Origin of the sequence: Cognatishimia sp. (genome assembly GCF_964229375.1) — a bacterium.
In the GTDB taxonomy this organism is placed as follows: domain Bacteria; phylum Pseudomonadota; class Alphaproteobacteria; order Rhodobacterales; family Rhodobacteraceae; genus Cognatishimia.
Genome location: NZ_CAXREH010000188.1, coordinates 1 through 17542 on the forward strand (window position 1 = coordinate 1; position 17542 = coordinate 17542).

General features: G+C 51.5%; 15 protein-coding genes. 2 read left to right on the plus strand and 13 right to left on the minus strand.

The features are described 5' to 3' along the window. Positions 1-45: 45 nt before the first annotated feature. The 5 genes from ACEQWH_RS13945 to ACEQWH_RS13965 all read right to left on the minus strand — a co-directional run bounded on the left by ACEQWH_RS13945 (position 46) and on the right by ACEQWH_RS13965 (position 5385). The gene (locus tag ACEQWH_RS13945; protein ID WP_370231824.1) at positions 46-807 is read right to left on the minus strand and encodes a LuxR family transcriptional regulator; all 762 of its coding nucleotides are present in this window, start codon (positions 805-807) and stop codon (positions 46-48) included. Positions 808-810: 3 nt separating this feature from the next. Further along, positions 811-1248 (minus strand): type II 3-dehydroquinate dehydratase, encoded by a 438-nt coding sequence (gene aroQ / locus ACEQWH_RS13950; protein ID WP_370231825.1) that lies wholly within the window; start codon positions 1246-1248, stop codon positions 811-813. A 165-nt stretch (positions 1249-1413) separates the two neighbouring features. Then, entirely contained in the window at positions 1414-2538 is a 1125-nt protein-coding gene (locus ACEQWH_RS13955) for a hypothetical protein (protein WP_370231827.1), read from the minus strand. Further along, a complete protein-coding gene (locus ACEQWH_RS13960) occupies positions 2522-4369 on the minus strand; it encodes a glycosyltransferase (protein WP_370231829.1) in 1848 nt (615 codons plus the stop codon). The genes ACEQWH_RS13955 and ACEQWH_RS13960 overlap by 17 nt, the downstream gene beginning before the upstream one ends. Further along, a complete protein-coding gene (locus ACEQWH_RS13965) occupies positions 4369-5385 on the minus strand; it encodes a hypothetical protein (protein WP_370231830.1) in 1017 nt (338 codons plus the stop codon). Before ACEQWH_RS13965 ends, ACEQWH_RS13960 begins: the two co-directional genes overlap by 1 nt. A 316-nt stretch (positions 5386-5701) precedes the next feature. Here ACEQWH_RS13965 and ACEQWH_RS13970 point away from each other — a divergent pair, with 316 nt between their 5' ends. Continuing rightward, positions 5702-6121 (plus strand): hypothetical protein, encoded by a 420-nt coding sequence (locus tag ACEQWH_RS13970; protein ID WP_370231832.1) that lies wholly within the window; start codon positions 5702-5704, stop codon positions 6119-6121. A gap of 5 nt (positions 6122-6126) precedes the next feature. Next, positions 6127-8154 carry a glycosyltransferase gene (locus ACEQWH_RS13975; RefSeq protein WP_370231833.1) on the plus strand — a complete coding sequence of 676 codons (2028 nt, stop codon included), beginning with the start codon at positions 6127-6129 and terminating at the stop codon, positions 8152-8154. 35 nt (positions 8155-8189) lie between these two features. Here ACEQWH_RS13975 and ACEQWH_RS13980 read toward each other — a convergent pair whose 3' ends face one another. The 8 genes from ACEQWH_RS13980 to ACEQWH_RS14015 all read right to left on the minus strand — a co-directional run bounded on the left by ACEQWH_RS13980 (position 8190) and on the right by ACEQWH_RS14015 (position 17455). Then, positions 8190-9149, minus strand: a complete 960-nt coding sequence (locus ACEQWH_RS13980; protein ID WP_370231834.1) for a hypothetical protein — start codon at positions 9147-9149, stop codon at positions 8190-8192. 12 nt (positions 9150-9161) lie between these two features. Next, positions 9162-10142: an NAD-dependent epimerase/dehydratase family protein gene (locus ACEQWH_RS13985; protein WP_370231836.1), complete on the minus strand. Its 981-nt coding sequence runs from the start codon at positions 10140-10142 to the stop codon at positions 9162-9164. A 90-nt stretch (positions 10143-10232) separates the two neighbouring features. Further along, entirely contained in the window at positions 10233-10958 is a 726-nt protein-coding gene (locus ACEQWH_RS13990) for a sulfotransferase family protein (protein ID WP_370231838.1), read from the minus strand. A gap of 4 nt (positions 10959-10962) precedes the next feature. Beyond that, positions 10963-13362, minus strand: coding sequence for a glycosyltransferase family 2 protein (locus ACEQWH_RS13995; protein WP_370231840.1), 2400 nt, complete (start codon positions 13360-13362; stop codon positions 10963-10965). A gap of 204 nt (positions 13363-13566) precedes the next feature. Beyond that, positions 13567-14715, minus strand: a complete 1149-nt coding sequence (locus ACEQWH_RS14000; protein WP_370231842.1) for a polysaccharide biosynthesis/export family protein — start codon at positions 14713-14715, stop codon at positions 13567-13569. Then, positions 14715-15962: a hypothetical protein gene (locus ACEQWH_RS14005; protein WP_370231844.1), complete on the minus strand. Its 1248-nt coding sequence runs from the start codon at positions 15960-15962 to the stop codon at positions 14715-14717. Before ACEQWH_RS14005 ends, ACEQWH_RS14000 begins: the two co-directional genes overlap by 1 nt. A gap of 81 nt (positions 15963-16043) precedes the next feature. Then, positions 16044-16694 (minus strand): ABC transporter ATP-binding protein, encoded by a 651-nt coding sequence (locus tag ACEQWH_RS14010; protein WP_370231846.1) that lies wholly within the window; start codon positions 16692-16694, stop codon positions 16044-16046. Beyond that, positions 16691-17455: an ABC transporter permease gene (locus ACEQWH_RS14015; protein ID WP_370231848.1), complete on the minus strand. Its 765-nt coding sequence runs from the start codon at positions 17453-17455 to the stop codon at positions 16691-16693. Before ACEQWH_RS14015 ends, ACEQWH_RS14010 begins: the two co-directional genes overlap by 4 nt. Between the last annotated feature and the right edge of the window lie 87 nt (positions 17456-17542).

Sequence of the window (17542 nt, forward strand, 5' to 3'; positions counted from 1 at the left end):
GGCTCTGAAATTGTCGCACAACTCTCCTTAAGGTTGCGCGAAAGCCTAGACTTCGTAACGGAAAATCTGGTTCTGGAAAGTGGCCTTGGACACAGCCTGAGCCGTTGTTTGAACGCCCAAGGACTCTCTGGCCAACCGAAGGTGTTTTTCAACCGTCGCCGTCGTGCGGTTGATCAGCATCGCAATGTCCTGCGTGGTCTTGCCATCGCTGACCCACTCCAAAACTTCTCGCTGACGATGTGTCAACGCGCGGTTGGGATAGCTATAGGGCAGCTGCAGAACTTTCAGATGGAACACGTTGTTCAGCAAAGTGATCTCTTTGCCATAGGCGTCCCAGATCGCGTCCACTTCGCTTTGACTGGTACCTGGTTTCCCAACCAGCCCGATCCCGGCCTTTGACCTTGGAGACAGCGACTTGAAGCTGACCGAATACCCGACCGAGATCCCCCAGACACGGTTGAACTCAACCACTTCAAGCTCTTCGCGAGAGTAATCTCCCTGACGATAGGCTTGCTCCATCATGGACCAGCTGACGGTCCCTTCGTTCTCCAATGCCCATTTTACCATTGGGGCATGCATAAACATGCGTTTGGCGAAAAATTCGTCCAGATAGGTCCGATCATGATTTGACAGGATAACAAAATCCTCGGGATCCCCAAGGTTGTCGCCAGCGCGAAACATCGTATAGCCGTAAAGGGCGCGATCAAACCCATAGGTTTGCATCTTTGCGACGTGTTTCGCCCAAAGCTCTTCGAGCGTGTTCGTATTTACCAAATCTTCGATAAATGCGATTTGAGAAAGAGGCATAATTTAATGTCCTAGATGCCTGCGCAGCGCATCCAATCCCAAGACATATCCGTGAGCTCCGAACCCACATATCATTCCAACAGCGACCTTAGAAATAAAGGAGGTATGCCGGAATTCTTCACGTGCGTGAATATTGGAAAGATGCAGCTCGCAAACAGGTAATTCCACTGAGGCAATCGCGTCATGCAACGCGATCGATGTATGCGTATAGGCGCCAGCGTTCAGCAAAATTGCATCATGAACATTTCTGGCGTCATGGATTGCATCCACCAGTGCACCTTCGTGGTTTGATTGAAAAAAGGAAACGGTAAAACCACGCTCTGCAGCGTGGGACTGGCACATACTTTCAATGTCAGACAGGGTCGTGCGGCCATAAACTTCTGGTTGACGCACGCCAAGCAGGTTCAAATTCGGGCCATTTAGAACAAGAATAGAAGTCATAATTTCTCCGTCCAACACACATCACTTAACGTGAAGAAACACCAAGGTCTAGGGACAGAACCCAACTCTGTTTTGTTATAAGGTAACCGCGCCAAATAAATTGCACCCGATATATGGAAAGATATAGGGGGAAAAGAGGCGCTCGGTCGCCCCAAACTGCGCCGATCACCGTTCATTTTGGGAAAAATCCTGAGCAGTCAAGGAAAGCACCCATTCGCGCGCAGCTTTGTTTTCACAGTTCTCCAATGCGTCTTCTTGTAGTTGGGGCAGAATGTTTCGAGCAACCGCGAGACTGTCTTGGCGATGTTGACTGATGATTTGGTTAAGATCATCAGAAAAAAGGGTTGTTCGTGCCATATCTGAGAGGCGCGTGTGGATTTGGCGAAACTGCCGTGCGATCAATTTCCTGTTCTCATTCCCAATCAAATCAACGTCTTGATTGTCTGGTAACAAAAGCCTGTCTTTGACGGTCTGCAAGTATCCCAAGACCTGCCACGGGGCCGTCTTGCAAGTTTCCTTGGCAAGTCTCGCGATCTCAAACACCGCATATGGCACGCTCTTGTTTTGATCTTCTGGGTCAAACAAACCATCAGGTCGTGACAGTCCAGACCCTTTCCAAAAGTGTTCAACAGCCCCGCCTGCCATTTGGGTCTCTTGATAAGAGCTGAGCGCAAGTCTGTCCCCGCCGAAACGAGATACCCAAGGCTGCAGTGCCTTGTCGTAGTTCAGGTGTACAGACTCCAGGTAGCCTTCTAGCCCGGCATCCTGCAATCGTGGAAATGGGTTGGGGAAGTTTAGCCTTTGGCACTGCCAAGAGCTGATCGCCTCGTCAGGCCTGCGAATTGTGCACAAAATCGTTGTGTCCTCAGTCCCAAACCGATTTGAAAAAATCTTGGGCGAGTCTGGCGAATGAAAGGAAGCGCGCGCGAGGTCCTCTGAACAAAACACCAACGCGTCAACGTCGAGCTGTTCGGTAAGGTCGTGCACCATCGCAAGTGCAATTTCACTTGGCGGCATTGGGTTGTGTGCGTCTGGAAACACAAAGTTGGGATCGTGTTCCGATATCAAACGATAGGCCAGTGCATTATGCGCCATGTACTCATTCAATCGCGCCGGGCGGTGCAGGTCGCGCTGCCCAACGGCCTCGGCAAGCAATCGTGAAGTTCCTTCTGGCGTAACAGGAGGGAACAAGACGCCTGATTTCAACAGCGCAAGCTGGTTCTGCAGTAAGAAATTCTGCAAAGAGCTGGACCCGGTTTTGTGAAGCCCAATGCTATAGATCTTTTTCATGCGGCCCCCGTGCGATTGACACAACTCCCTCGCGGTCACGCATCTTAAGTCTTTGGCGCCAAAATTGGCGATCTGTCAGGTCACGATAGCCAGCTTCCCATGTCTGTTTAAGACTTTCGTATCGCCACCAAATCAAACCAAGCGCGTGAATGTATTTAACAGCGATGACGAAAGCGCGAAGCTTGCTGTGCCGGACAGTGTATGACTTTTGCCCGTCACTGGTTACATAGGTGATCTGTGCGGCACCCAAAATCGGATCCTGTGCAGACCGTTCGGAGGCTGGCAGGGCAACACGCCGCCCCCAATAGCGAAAGCCTGGCAGCAGATGTCCGTTCATTGAATGCCTGAACAGTGCACCTTTCGCACCTTTCATGTCGGTGCCAACATCGTCTGTTTGACTTAAAGCAAGAGCATCTGGCCCGCGCTCTCGCCATGTCTCGTGATGGGTGAGCTTAGAGATGACCGCTCTACGGTCTGCTAAATCGGCATTGTCCCGAAAGAATTCAGGCCCTTTCAAAACATCACCAAGCGCCAGATTTAAGGCCTCGAGGGTTTCGTAGTGACTTGGCAAAAGAGCGCGAAAAAAGAACCACCAAATGATCTGGGTAAACTCAGCGCGGCTGATCCTCATGTGGGGCAGGGCGAGGTGATGGATTAGATGGCTCCGCAAATCCAAATAGACCGTCAGAGGCGTTTCCTTGGTTGGGAAATCTTCATCCTGAAACGAGATGACTCCGTTCAATGTGACCTGAGCAAAATCATGCACAAGCGAAAAGCTCACGTCGTCGCCACGTACAAAGAACGGAAAAGGAAAATGGCGCACATGCGCGATCGGGAAAGCATAGAACCACCAACCGCCATAGAAATTGTCTGGACGGGCCTCGACGCTATCATGCTCTAGCTGCGTCACCTCTGCCGAGTTCTGTAAGTCAACACCTCGATCCAACGACTGACATGTTTTGTTAAATGTCGCGCCGTTTTCCCAAATGATTGAAGGGTCAATTGATTGTGCCAAAGCACCGACAATGGCAGTGGCATCGTTTTTCGCAAAAGCAAGAAAAGCCCATGTGCGCTCAATCGCTTGCATATGAACAGAGGCGTCGTCGTCCATGAACAGACAGTACGTGTAATTGCGCTGTTGGGCCTCTAACAACCCGCGGGCAAATCCACCTGCACCTCCCAAGTTTTCGTTCTCGATCACTGTGACGTGGTCGCTGGCCGCAATGTTCGCGGAACGACCGTTATCGACAACGACCAAATGCATTTGGTCACGTCGTTCAGACGTTTCAAAATACGCGTTGAACCTTTTAACGGTGGCTTCAACAGCGGCCTCACGTCGAAAGGTCGTTATTGACATAAGCAGTTTCGGAGCGCGCTGCGGCTCATCGTGTGTTACCCAATCAAGTCGATCGACCGCACCACTTTCCAACGCCGTGAGCTCTATATGCACGTGGCCCAAGGGTGACGTATCAGAAAACGGGAAGGGTAGGGTTACGGGATCGCCAACAGACAAGTCGATGATGTGGCGGGCCAATTCTGTGGGTGGCTGATCGACTTGGTCAGCAAATAGGAGAAGTTCGAACCGGCCAGACCCACCGATGTTAACAGAAAGGTCTGTAAGAGCACAGTGTTGGCGCCATTTGGCAAGATTGAAGAGATTGGCGTAGGTGTTAAAACTGGCGGTCCCGCCCGGTTTAAACAAAATGGATCGACTGGCTTTCGAGACAGACACGGCGCCTTTTATGTGGACATAAACGCCTGTATCCGCGCCCAAATCAGGCTCAGGCAACATGAGGCCTTGTATGACAGTCATCGGAGCGGCCGTCGTCATCACGTCTTCTTATTCGCAGAGGAGATCGTGCCGTTTGCAAGTAGTTGCTTTAAGAGCGGAACTACAAATTTTTCAATGACCTCGTTGCTGTCCCTGGGAATGTTCAAATTCGCCAGCGGCCCATCAGCAGGTGGCAACGGGTCCATAAATAACGCGTCGCGTCCAAAATAGCGTTGCGCAACAGCGGCGTTTTCGACGGCATAATCAGCAAGCACGCTTTCACGTTGCGCGAGTGGCATGATGCGCTCGCTTTGATAGCGGGTATTCCCAAACGCGTTGCGGTCAACTTGCTCAAATGTACGCCTTAGTATGTCGCGCTCAGGCTCAGGAACCTCATGCAACGGCAGGTGGCGCAGAAATTCGGCCATCTCGGCGGACAATGAATAGTTTTCATGTGTTGGCTGTTCAAACGACGCGGGGTCTTTCAACCCAATGTGATCCGCAAAAGTACCGATAACACCATTCGGCATTTGTTGCTTTTCAAAGACCGTCAGCAGGACGTTCTCTCGTCCAAACTCTGCCTCAACCATGCGCAGGTAACTGTCGTAGTTAATCCAGTGGAACTCGTCCCGATGCTCCATAAATGTCTCAAAGGTGCAATTGGCCAGCGTTTTGTTCCATTGCCATTTGATGTTCTGAAAGTACCAGCTCTCGAGCCAAAGGTCTTGCCGGCGCACGGAATATAAGACTTTCACGTCAAAATACTTCCGAAAATCAGCCAAGCGCTTCAGGTTGGTTCGTCTGCAAATATCCTCGTCGCTCAAAACAAGTGTGGTGACCGGTCTATTAAGTTGGTGTTCCCAATTTCCGATACGTTCATTCAGAGCTTTAGTGGCCGACCGCGCCGAGTGCTTCCGCGAAAAAATCTCGTTGATGAAACGCGCGTGACGTGGAATTCGAAAGGGGTAAAATATACCCACCCTCAAAAGCTGCTCAAAGTTCTGAAACATGAACTTTTGAATAGACGTTGTTGCCGTCCGATGCGCACCGATATGAAGGTAAAGCGTTCTTTTCATGAGACCGTTTCGTGGCAACCAATAACTTACGCCATTTATGGCACCTATCATGTCTAAATATCTAGGGCACGCTTGTTGGATTTCTCAAAGATTACAGTCTTGAATGGGTTTTTTGCCCCCTGTAGCGTGTCGTGTGCAACAACCATCGGAGTTGCCCAGTTTTTACGTTGCACCACCTCTCGATCCTGACCAAAGTGCAAGAATGTTTAGCAAGTTCCTCTCAAGTCCAGTTGGGTCTACAAACCGTAACTTGTCAAAGTTGCGAAAAGGTCAGCGACACGGTGATCTGGGTAATTCTTTGGATGTGGCACCTTCTGTGTCGCTTCATGCTGATCCTGCATTGGGTCTTACAGGCCGCTATATGTCTGATGCGGGAACACTTTTGAAACTGGATGCTAAGGTACGATCTGATGGCGATTGGATGGGGTTGCATATCCACCTTCCCGTCGGTGATTTACAAGGGCAAATGACCCTAGGGTTTGCATGCAAAGGCAGCGCTCCAAGCTATACGATGGTGAGCCCTTGCATTAGGTCTGGAACCGACGAAGGGTTCCGCGATTGCTTCTTTGAAAAACACATTCTGTTTCACGACGAAAGCACCACCCACATCGACGCCTTAGCCATTGGCCATCAAGACGACTTACCGTTGTTTGCGAAATGGCGGCAGATTGTGCTGTTCCTTCCAGTCGAAAGCTTTGAGCTGACGTTGGAAGACTTCCGCGTTTTCCTTGCGTAACGCCGATGAACCTGACCCTCGCAATTCCATGTCATAACGACGCTGACGGGCTAATGCACGTTCTTTCCCAGGCTGCTGAGTATGGGATTTTTGAGGCGGTCATCGTCGTGGACGACGGTTCCGACACTCCGGTCACAGACACGGGCGAAACATACCCCTTTGAGCTCAGCATTCACCGACATGAAACAGCTCTGGGGCCTGGTGTTGCGCGCAATAAGGCCCTGGAATGCGTCAAGACAAGTCATGTTCTGTTTTTTGACAGCGACGATTTGCTGTCACCAGAGTTGATCGACCTTTGGAAATCTTTGAAAGAGCAAGACTTCGACTTTTGCATCTTTCATCATAATGACAGCAGAAATGGCCCCGCCGGTGGCCTGACATCCGAAGACGCAAGCCTCTGGCACAGGGCAGGTCTTCTTGGCAAAACGCCCAGTCCCGTTACACCAGAAGCGCTACCCATACTGGCCGAAACGGCAAACTACCCTTGGAACAAAATCTATAATGTCGGGTTTTTGCGGCAGAACAAATTAGGGTGCTCTAGTGTTTTCATGCACGAAGACGTCGAACTGCACTGGCTTGGGTTTTCAAAGGCCACGCGCATTCTTGCCTCAACCTATGTTGGTGCGACGCACTTCATCGCCGAAGATGCCGACCGGCTCACCAACCTGCGCAGCATAAAACGCTACGAAGCTTTTGCGCCGATGCGCGAAGTGCACCAAGACTTGGTCGCAGCAGGGGGCTTTGACGATCCCTTGACGCTTGCTTATCTGCGATTTCTTGATCGCCTGTGGAACTGGATGGAAGAGGCTTCGGCCCCGCAGCATATGGAACTTTTCCGCGCGCATAAGGACCTGTTCTTTACAGACAGGATCGCGGGTCAGCAGTTTGAAGCCGTTCAGGAAAAAGACCCGGTTCTTGCACAATGCCTGAACTCTCATAAAAGGCTGCGATCACCAGAGGTCCACAGCCCTCGAGCGCGTTTGAGAGTTCACCTGAGTGGGGAACACGCAAAACGCACACCGCTCAGTTATCCGGACCTATCATCATTGTTCGAAGGTTCGTTTACACTGGTGTCTGATCCATATTCCGCGGACGCAACGATTTTCGCGCACACGCTTGATATCAAGGCTATTGATCCAGAGTTCATCGCGCATTGGCGCGCCTATCAGCAACCCATTATCCTGTTGTCGGAAGAGCCTTTTTGGGACACGATTTGGGGAAATCGCCCGATGGAGCCGGTGACAACAGTGACAACTGGCTATGGTGGATTGCCGGTACATCAGATCTCTCACCAGACATCTGGGATTTTTCAGTTCGACAAAATTCCTTACTATCTTTTGACCAACAGCCGGTTTGAGCGCGCGTATTCAGCGATGTTCAAAAGAAACGCCGCGCTTAGCGAGGACGATTGGCGTAAGGCTTTTGAGCAACGCGCGGCAGCCTTAACGTTTATGTTCGAGCGACGCCCCGAAGCATACCATTCAGTATCCTGGCCAGACGGGGATCTCATCGGCCTGTGTTCTTGGCGCACGGAACTCGCCGAGACCTGCACTTTCGACGGGGTTGAACGTCGCGGCCACAGTTGGGACGGCAGCCCATCGCGCCTGGATTTGAACAAAGACTGGCATGAAGACAAACTGCAAACCTTGGACGGTCACGCGCGCATGATCGGCGCTTTGGAAAACACGCACCAACCGCAATACATCACAGAGAAGTTCTTTGACGCATTCGCCTGCGGCGGCGTGCCGGTGTACTTCGCATCAGAGTCCCATCGCATTCACAATTTTGGTCTGCCCGAGGAAAGTTGGATCAACCTTTACGGGCTAAGCCCCGATCAAGCGGCTTCTGTGTTGGCCGAATATCAAGTCTCGCCAACGTTCTTTGAGGCCTATCGCGAAGCACAAATCAAATTGGCAGATTTGTTTTGCAACCCAGACAATTGGCGTGCAGAGCGCGCGCGGTGGGCCAAGGAGTTGCCGATAGCGATTGGGAATGCGCTGAAATCGCCAATCAGGGTAAAGCGGCCGCGTTAAGACTGCGCCTCGAAGCGAGCCACCTAAAAAGCGAGTTAATCGTGGTTCCAACGCGACAGAGACAGCCCGGTGTTCTGTCCCATTAAGCTGGCTGCTCTGGGGAAAAGCGATTGCCCACCTACGATATGTACGGCGCCGGCGAGGGTGGCAAAATCAAACATGGTTTTCTGAACACGCTCCGCGGCAAGACTCGGATCGCTGCGCACAAATTTGTGGAATGTCTGGTCAGGAAGGCGGTCGCCGCCCACCGGTCGTCCGCCAGAGTAATCGGCCAGCTTCTGCGCGGTTTCTGCATTGTCGCTGAGGCAAATGATTTCAGATGCAAAAAGCTTTGCTTTTTTCTCGCGCGCAGTATTCGCAATTGCCTGTAAGAACGCGTCAAAGCTCGCCGCGTCACCGCTAATGCGGCCATCTAGATATTCGCCATTTCCATGCCGCGCATGAACGGCAATATAGGTCTGATCCTTTGCATTCATTCCCAGCGTTTGGCGCACTTGATTCCTGAACTTCTCGCTAAAGAGCAGAGGTGACGTGACCTGTCCGTACCAGTTCGACCACTGTTCGTCCGGAAGAACATTATCTACATAGACCAGGTCAAACTGGCCAAGGTTCTCAGGTGTTACACTGTCGCGTTCGTTCTTGTATTCTAGCTTGGTTGCACGCTTCAGATAGGCAAACTCATCGGTTGCTCGATTTGGAAAAATGTCGCGCCCGATAAGCAGGGCTTTCTCTCGAAACAGCCATGCACGCCGCAGGCGGCTCTGAACAGATCTGTACCGCAAGCGTGCCGTACCAGTGAAAGCTGGGTTGCTTTGAAAGAACGATTTCTGAAGCCCGTCCTCACCTATACCCAAACTGTAGACTGGCCCATGCAAGGTTGAGAAGAACGGCACGTTTAGGGCCTGCGCCATCGCAGCGTAGTGCGACATCGCATAAATTGTATGTCCAAATCCCACGTTGCGGTCAGGACGATAGATCAAGCCTTTCAGTGCCATGTGGTGTCGAACTCAATGATTATGACGCCGCGCGATCTCCGACGAGATCCAGGCAAAAGTTGTCTCCATACCGGTCTTCAATGGTTGCTCCGGTGCCCATCCCAAACGCTCTGCGATTAGGCGGTTGTTAGAATTGCGTCCGCGCACGCCCTCGGGGCCTGGGATATTTTTGATCCGGATGTCTTTGCCAGAAATTCCGATAACCATTTTGGCCAAATCGTTGATTGAAATCATTTCTTCGGACCCGATATTCACGGGACCCTCAAAGTCATCTGATCTCAGCAAACGTATCGTCCCCTCAAGGCACTCATCCACATAAAGGAATGAACGCGTCTGTAGGCCATCGCCCCAAACTTCAATGGTGCCGCCGTCTTCTACGCTCGCGACTTTTCGACAGAGCGCGGCCGGGGCTTTCTCTTTGCCACCTTCCCACGTTCCCTCAGGACCAAAGATATTGTGATAGCGCGCCACGCGGCATTCCATGCCGTGATTGCGGTTATACGCAAGATACAGCCGTTCCGAGAACAGCTTCTCCCAACCATACTCACTGTCTGGATTTGCAGGGTAGGCACTGTCTTCTGCGCAGTTTGGATTGTCAGGATCCAGCTGATTGTGTTCGGGATACATGCAGGCTGACGAGCTATAGAATACCCGTTTGATATTGCGTTTGTGGCACGCGTCCAGAACATTCAGATTAATCGTTGCAGAGTTATGCATAACATTGGCGTCATTCTCGCCTGTGAAAATATACCCCGCACCACCCATGTCCGCAGCCAGCTGATAGACTTCGTCAAAACGCCGATCCACCACAGCGCGCACCACAGATTGTTCACGCAGATCGCCAATCACAAAGTCATCCGCTTCGGTTTCCGCGTGTTCGTTGAACTTGACGTCGACACCCCGAACCCAAAAGCCCTCGGCCTTGAGCCGTTTGACCAAGTGACCGCCAATAAATCCGCCAGCACCGCAAACCAAGGCTGTTTTTTGTGTCATGCTGTTCTCGCAAACTCTGTCTTTGACGGACTCATTGAACCGCCATTAATGTTCAATTAGTTGAAGGGCATAGTCGATTTGTATGCGTGCTCAAAGAGAATAGTCAAAATTAATGAAATCATCCCGGTATAAGTCGCCGATTAGCCCCTTTGCGCGTTCGGAAAGATACACGTCTAGTTTTTCGGACGCGTTTGTAGGAGCAAAGTTCACATCGGATTGATTGGGGAAAGGCATCTCGCAGCCCATTTCTGATAACATAAATGCCGCATCCTCTTGGATGCGCTCAAATCGCCCTATGAAATCGAACTGCAACCCTGGTTGACGCAGGAGTTTGGTTTGCGACGCCCAGTGCTCGTCATTCGTGAACCAAGAGCCACTGTCCTTTAGCCACAACAAAAAGACTTCAAAAGAGATCTCCGGAAATTCCTTGAGATCTAAAGTTGCTTTGCGAAATTCTTCGATCTCCCAAACGATCATCTTAAAATGATCTTCGTTCGCTCGTTCTTTTGTTATGGGAAGGTTCCGCTCTACCTTGTTGAGATAAGCAGACAGCAATCTCCCAAATGGGTCGCGCACCATTGCAAACCTTTGCAAATCAACGTCGTTTAGGACGTCTAAATCTTCATCAAGACAAGGGTTTAAGTACCGAAGGCCGCCGTTCTTTTTGTCATGCGCCAATCGATTGTCTAACCAATCTTGCTTGCCAACCATGAATCGCATGAGTGACTTCCAATTGGTACAGGCCACTTTTGGAACATAGGCAAAAATAAATCCAAAGTCTTCGAGGTAGATGAAGTTGCGGTGCTCCACGGTCATAGGCTCAAAAATCCCTCCCGCTCATTTCATTTTTCATCTTTGCCTTGGAAAGTCTCATAGCAAGCTCTGTAAATGAACTCCATGTCGAACCAAGAAGTAGCGGTGAAGATCCCAGCAATATCGCATCTGCCAATGCATATTGAAGTTGCTCAACAGATCTGTCGTAGAGGTGACGTTCCAAATACGCAACGCGATCGCCATATACTTCTTGAAATGCGATATAAGTTTCCGGCTTGTCAGCAGCGAGGAAAATGCGATCTGCATCCCCGGTTTCAATCAGCGTATCGATGCGCTTCAGAAAATGCGAATAATGACTGCGTTTCCGCCATTTTCCGGTTTCCGCGTGGCTTTCCTCAGACCAGTGATCAAGAGATTCATATTCCAGATGTTCAAAGCCTGATCCGCCTACCATTCTGACGTGCGCGCTGACGTCGTTTGGAGTGCGCACACGATCTATAAGGGCGCGCACTTCGGCAACGGGTGTCAACTCTTGAATAAACCTGTTTTCATCGTCCCAACCCGCCAACGGTGTGTTCAAAACATAGGCAGATCGAACATAGAGGTCACGGTCAGGATCTATGACAATCGGCGCGTCTTTTTCTGCGCCATCCTCGATTTCCATATAGTTATAAAACTGAGTCCGCCGTGTAGACCTTCGGTCGGAAAGAGAGCGCTCTTCGACAGCGCCATCATACGCGAATATATCCGAAAATTTGCCTTCGCAGTGTGAGTCAGGTTGCCAAACGATCACCAACTCACGGTCGACACTAGCAGCGACCGCGGCCGCAGACCCAATCGCGCGTAGCCGGTTTCCCAGCCCGTGCTGCGCATCTATAAACACCTTGCGCTTTGGGACCGACACCTGTGGTGACGTCAAAGGACTAGGGTAAGCAAACAAGTCTCGCGCTAGCGTTATGCACCTGTCTCCACGGCGCGCTGTATTTTTCCGGTCTCGCAATACGTCCATCGAAATCGTGTCCAGCAATCCGATTTCCTGTCCAGCTTCGAGGATAGGGAAATCGCGCAAGTTTGAATTTGTGTAGTCTAATTCAAAAGGCAGCCGCAATTTGATCACCGGTTGCCATCCAGCACGTTTCATGTCTCGCACGAACTGAAAAAAAGCGCCGCTTTCTTTGGCGGAGGGATCAACGAGCTCTTTGTCGTCAACATGGATCACCAGAAAATCCATGTCCTCCCTCAGCACATCTGGTTTTGTACTATGCGCCAGCTCAACGTGCAATTTGGTTATGTCAGCCAGTGGTTTAGACAAAAGATCCACGAGCGGAGTTGGATCCAGACTTTGAATTCGTGGATTAATTTCCCAGGAAGCGATTTCTGCCATTGCATGAAAATCAGCATCTTCCTCGATCCGCGAGGACACGCCAGACAACGCGTGTGCAGCTTTGTACGCAAGCGTTATGCCGTCGTTAGACATGCGGTGCAGCATTGGCAATGGTGTGCAATCCTGGCCGTGCGTCCAGACGGGCATCACACTGGCGATAAACCTGTTTCGGCGGACTTTGTATAAGGTACGGTTTTTAATGTCGGTGATTGCAGAGCAAGCCCCCGAAGTCTGTTGCATGTCTTCGGAGCGTTCGGAATCCGAGTGGTCAAGATGGAAGATAGATCCACCCGAAACGTTGCGCCGGACCAGTCCGCTTGATCCCAGACGTTCATAGAGATCGTCATCGTCCCACCCGTAAGTCGTGATGAATTCGTTGAACCCACCAATCCGCGCTAGGTTTGACTTATGAACGAAAAAGAACCCATTCACATGTTTCTGCTCTTCTTCGACTTCCCGCCAATTGCCCGCAATGAACTGTCCTTCATGCAGGCGATTTTCATCAAAAAACTGACTGGATAGCACAATGTCAGCATCCACTTTCAGCACTTTGTCAAACCGAGCAAACCGAAAGCCCAAATTGAAGGCATAAGACAAGACCCAACGGGTTTCGTCCGGCGCTCTAATGATGCGTATGCGCGGATCAACAATACCTTCGTCATCAAGCGAGCGCTGAACGGGCGTATCTGAGCCCCAGTCGACAATAATTATCTCGCTGATGTTGTCATGCGGCAGCCAACTTTGCAGCGCTTTCAGAAGGTTTTCTGATCGGTTCATGCTGCATGTCACGAGGCTTATGCCAGGCTTTGCGGTCTCTGATATCGGTGGAATAGGCTCGCCCGAAGGCACACGATTGGCACGCAGGTTTTGTTGTTCGTTCAGTAACGAGTCTCCGAGGTCGTTGACAACATCCAGATGGGCGCGCCGCTGTGGTTTGGGGATGTCTTCACAGATTTCATATAAGCGGCTCATCGATTTCTTGATGCCCGCATCATTCAGTGTTGGCCCTTGCAACTGAACGCGGGCAACCTCATCCCAAATATCTCGGAAACCTGCCTTCACGATTGCCTCATGACTTTGACCGTTAAACACTCACGATAAGAAGACTGTGGTGAGCTTCTCGTACATCAATCAAACACTCACGATTTCACGTCGCAAGAGACTTCTTTTGCCACACAGAAAAGAGGATATTTCGAACACACATTTCTGGGGCGAACCCCTAAATTTGTCAGAAAGAAAGGCAGCCAGACCACAATACACCCAAATTTATTCCGCAACAGTAATAGCGCTATTGGTGGTGCTGAGCGCGAGACCAAATATCGACAGGGCTTTGCCAAGTTCTACGCTATCTGCATTCGCCACGTAGATTAGGTCGCCATTTCGCATGGGCGCGGTTTGCGCGTGAAACAGGGCCTCTGGCTGAGACAGATCCAACCAGTAAACGGTTGGAACACCGCGCTTTTCCTTGCGCCACCAGTCCGACGCCGTAAGCCCGTAAGAACGCAAAGTCCGCGACGACTCCCGGCGGAACAAAAACACAGAGGTGGCGTCCGCGCGTTGATCCAAGAGGCCGCTCGCGCGACCAACCGCTTCCATGATGGAGAGATTTTCTTTTTCAAACGGGAAGTGCGCCGGACGGTTAACCGACCCCATAATCGTAAAACTGCGTGGTTTGTGGTTGGCGGTGATAATATCGCCGGACCTCAACGCAATATTCTGGCGTGGGTCTTCCAGGATGCGCTGCATCGAGGCGGTCGAGGTCACACCATCGCGCGTTACAGACACCTCGACCTGATGGGCTGGAAAGCGCGGGCCACCCGAGGCGACGAACACTTCGGACAGGCGGTTTCCGCCAACACGCAGTGGAACGCGGGCAGGGCGGGCGACGGCGCCCTGGATTGTCACCGTATTGTTGTCGTCTTGTGCAAGGGTGACGATCACCTGGGGCTCTAGCGCTTTGCCAGACAGCGCTTCCACGATTTGCTCTTCTATTTCTTTGGGTGTCCGGTCCAACGCGCGGATATTTGGCACATAAGGGATCGAGATCGTTCCGGTTGGTGACACGACGATCCGAGGAATAGACACGGTGCCGTCGCTATTGCTAAACAGCCCGCCGCCGCCAGCTTCGAAAATCCGAATTGCGACGGCATCGCCCATTCCAAGCCGACTGCTTGTGGTCTGAATTGGAGCGTCTAGAAAGGCCTTAGAGAAGCCGCGCGAATAGGTCTCGGACATGCGATTGGCGATCTTTGCCGTGATCGGAACCAGCTCATATCCTTTGCCCTCTGCACTCTGAGTTACGATGTCTTCTGCCGAGGGGCCTTGCGTGGGCAGGCTACAGGCGGCAAGCCCTCCAAAAGCGAGAAGCGCGACCAATGCGCCAAAGGTGCGGCGCGGAACTCTGACAAGATTCATTAGGAACTATGCTCGCGAATTACGTAAACTATCATCACAGCGATGCCCCACAGCATAAGTGCGAACCCTGCAAATATAAGGATATTCTGGACCCGTTTGGGATATAAGGACCGCTCGGGCACTGCGGGTTTCACGAATGCGGTCAAATAGCGCTGTGCACGGTCTGCCTCTATTCGGGCAGCTTCCCGAGACGTCAAAGCCGTCACATAGGCTTGCTGAAGAAACTGAAGGTCAACCGCGAGATCTTCGTAGGTGCCAACGCGTTCGGTCAATGTGTCATTGCCAATCCCGCTTGTGTTGTCACCAGTATCAGAGGTTGATGTGAGTCCGCTGCCAAGGCGATTGCGCTGGGTTTCAAGCTGTTGTTCGATCGCTGAAATTTGGCTTTGAAGGATGCGAACACTAGGGGCGTCGCTGTCAAGGAAGCCGGTTAAAGACGCCAAGCGCGCCTGCGCATCCGCGAGCCGACCTTCCAATTCGCCCAACAGTTGGATTTGCGCGCCTGCTGATGCGGCTGGGTCGATGTCTTGTTGCGATTGACGAAATGCAGTCAGCGCCTTGCGGTGTTCATCAAGCTTTACTTCAACCCGCGCGAGTTCCTTCTCGGCACTGCGCATGGCATCCTGACGTTCGCGTTCCGAAATCTCGTTCACTAGGGCATCACAGATTTCCAAAATCGCCGCGGACACGCGCGTGGCATCTTCGGGCGTGAAGGCTTGCACCTTAAGCGTTATGATCTGCGAAGAGGTATCGTAGTACACAGACACCATCCGCTGCAGATAGCTTACCACGTCTTCAATCGATTTCTCTGGATCAAGGCGGGTCAAGACATCCGCGTTCGGATGATTATAGATGGCAACAAGGTCCAGGCGCTCGTTGAGACGATCTACCAGGTCGCGGCTTTCGATAAAGTCGACCACAATATAGCTGTCTGATGTCGTCGATGTCGCCGAGGAAACCGAGGACACGATGCCCAAAAAGTCCGTCGGAGCCGCACCAGACACCGACCGGATGGCAAACTTCGTTTCAACCGCATAGCGATCTGCAGCCAGCGTAGTGTAATAATAAATGACTGCAGCTAAGGGGGCCAAAACCAGCAACACAAAGCTCGCGAGCGTCAAGCGTCGCCGCCGCCTTTGCGCGGTATAGGAGCGTTTTTGCACTTCCGATGCGTTCAGAACATGCACATTCGGCGCCGGAGCCTCTGCCGGTTTTTTTTCTTGCTGTGGGGCCACTTTAGGGTCCATCCGGCGCTTCCTCGTGCGGTGTTGTCGCCACCTTAGTCGGTTACTGATGATGCAGGCAATGCCTAGCTTTGCTGTGGCACGTCATGCGTTAAGTTCATGATAACGTTTAATAGCGTCTTTCACGTCATTATAGTACGTCATTCTGCCGTCTTCGATGACCAAACCACATTCGCAGTATTCCAGCAAAGACTGCATGGAATGTGACACCATGATAATGCGGGATGTCGGCAGCATTGCTTTGAAAGCGGCTTTGGACTTGGCTTGAAACTTAGCATCGCCAACGGCCATAACTTCGTCCACCAGAAACACTTCGAACTTGATCGCCATGCTCAAACCGAACGCCAGACGCGCGCCCATACCAGAGGAGTAGGTTCTGACAGGCTCGTAAAAAAAGTCGCCAAGTTCGGCGAAATCTTCGACCTTATCCACCAGTTCTTCTGTGTTCTGTCCGTAAATCCGCGCCACGAAACGCACGTTCTCCAAACCGCTTAGGGCAGGGCTGAAACTGCCTCGAAATCCAATCGGCCAAGAGAAGCTCTTGTTTCGCCGGACAATTCCGGAATCCGGCTCTTCGATCCCCGAGATCAATCGCAGAAAGGTTGATTTACCAGCCCCATTGCGTCCGAGAATTGCGGTGTTCTTCCACGGCAGGCGGGTGGTCACCCCGTTAAGCACCGTCTTACGTCCGCTTTTCAGCCTGTATGTCTTGGAGACATTCAGGAGCTCGATCATATGTTCTTGAATCTCGTCAACCATTCCCCAACCAGCCCAAAGCAATTCAGAACAACGACCCAGCCAAATAAATAGAGCATATTCAGATCGGAATCAGGATAAATTGAATAATACCCCGCACGAAACCCTTCAACGCCATGAACGAGAGGGTTAATGGCCAGAATTTCTCGGTAAAAAGTGGGGACACTATCAAGCGAAAAGAAAACGCACGAAACGAAAAACGCAGGCCCCATAATGACGAGATAGACGTTAATCATGGATGGCCAGAACCTGCGCAAAACCGCCAGAGACGTTCCGGCTCCAAAGGACATCGCGAACAATAAAAACAGGGCCAAAGACATGCGAGGCACATCCGCAGGCAGCGGCGCATCGAACACGATGACCTGAAAGCTTAATACAAGGAACATGACGAACAGGTTTGTCGCAACGTCCAACAGCATCCGCGCATAGGCTGCATCCATGGGTTTAACCAATGGATAGTTGAACAATTGTTGGTTCTGATCGAATGCGCCACTCACATATTGGGACGGATTTCTGTAGGCCTGAAAAGCCAGAACGCCAGTTGCGAAAAACAGTGCAAAGCCACCTTCCATAGGTGAATCGGTGCGAAACTGCGTGAAGAGAACCGTGAGGATTGTGGTCAACAGAACAGGTTCGATAATCGCCCAAAGATACCCAATCCGGGTGCGCCCGTGACGGACCCGCGCCTCGCGCAGCACCAATGCGAACACAACTCGAAATTGGGTTCTAAGTTGTTTCACACCGTGCTCCGTTTCCAAGCATCCAAGAGCAAAAATCTAGCAATCGCGACCCCCAAGCCTTGCCGAAACACTTTAGCAATTTATTAA

Excerpts from the sequence above, each read along its gene's own strand:
- ACEQWH_RS13945 (WP_370231824.1), bottom strand. The coding sequence starts at position 807 with ATGCCTCTTTCTCAAATCGCATTTATCGAAGATTTGGTAAATACGAAC.
- aroQ (WP_370231825.1), bottom strand. The coding sequence starts at position 1,248 with ATGACTTCTATTCTTGTTCTAAATGGCCCGAATTTGAACCTGCTTGGC.
- ACEQWH_RS13955 (WP_370231827.1), bottom strand. The coding sequence starts at position 2,538 with ATGAAAAAGATCTATAGCATTGGGCTTCACAAAACCGGGTCCAGCTCT.
- ACEQWH_RS13960 (WP_370231829.1), bottom strand. The coding sequence starts at position 4,369 with ATGACGACGGCCGCTCCGATGACTGTCATACAAGGCCTCATGTTGCCT.
- ACEQWH_RS13965 (WP_370231830.1), bottom strand. The coding sequence starts at position 5,385 with ATGAAAAGAACGCTTTACCTTCATATCGGTGCGCATCGGACGGCAACA.
- ACEQWH_RS13975 (WP_370231833.1), top strand. The coding sequence starts at position 6,127 with ATGAACCTGACCCTCGCAATTCCATGTCATAACGACGCTGACGGGCTA.
- ACEQWH_RS13980 (WP_370231834.1), bottom strand. The coding sequence starts at position 9,149 with ATGGCACTGAAAGGCTTGATCTATCGTCCTGACCGCAACGTGGGATTT.
- ACEQWH_RS13985 (WP_370231836.1), bottom strand. The coding sequence starts at position 10,142 with ATGACACAAAAAACAGCCTTGGTTTGCGGTGCTGGCGGATTTATTGGC.
- ACEQWH_RS13990 (WP_370231838.1), bottom strand. The coding sequence starts at position 10,958 with ATGACCGTGGAGCACCGCAACTTCATCTACCTCGAAGACTTTGGATTT.
- ACEQWH_RS14000 (WP_370231842.1), bottom strand. The coding sequence starts at position 14,715 with ATGAATCTTGTCAGAGTTCCGCGCCGCACCTTTGGCGCATTGGTCGCG.
- ACEQWH_RS14005 (WP_370231844.1), bottom strand. The coding sequence starts at position 15,962 with ATGGACCCTAAAGTGGCCCCACAGCAAGAAAAAAAACCGGCAGAGGCT.
- ACEQWH_RS14010 (WP_370231846.1), bottom strand. The coding sequence starts at position 16,694 with ATGATCGAGCTCCTGAATGTCTCCAAGACATACAGGCTGAAAAGCGGA.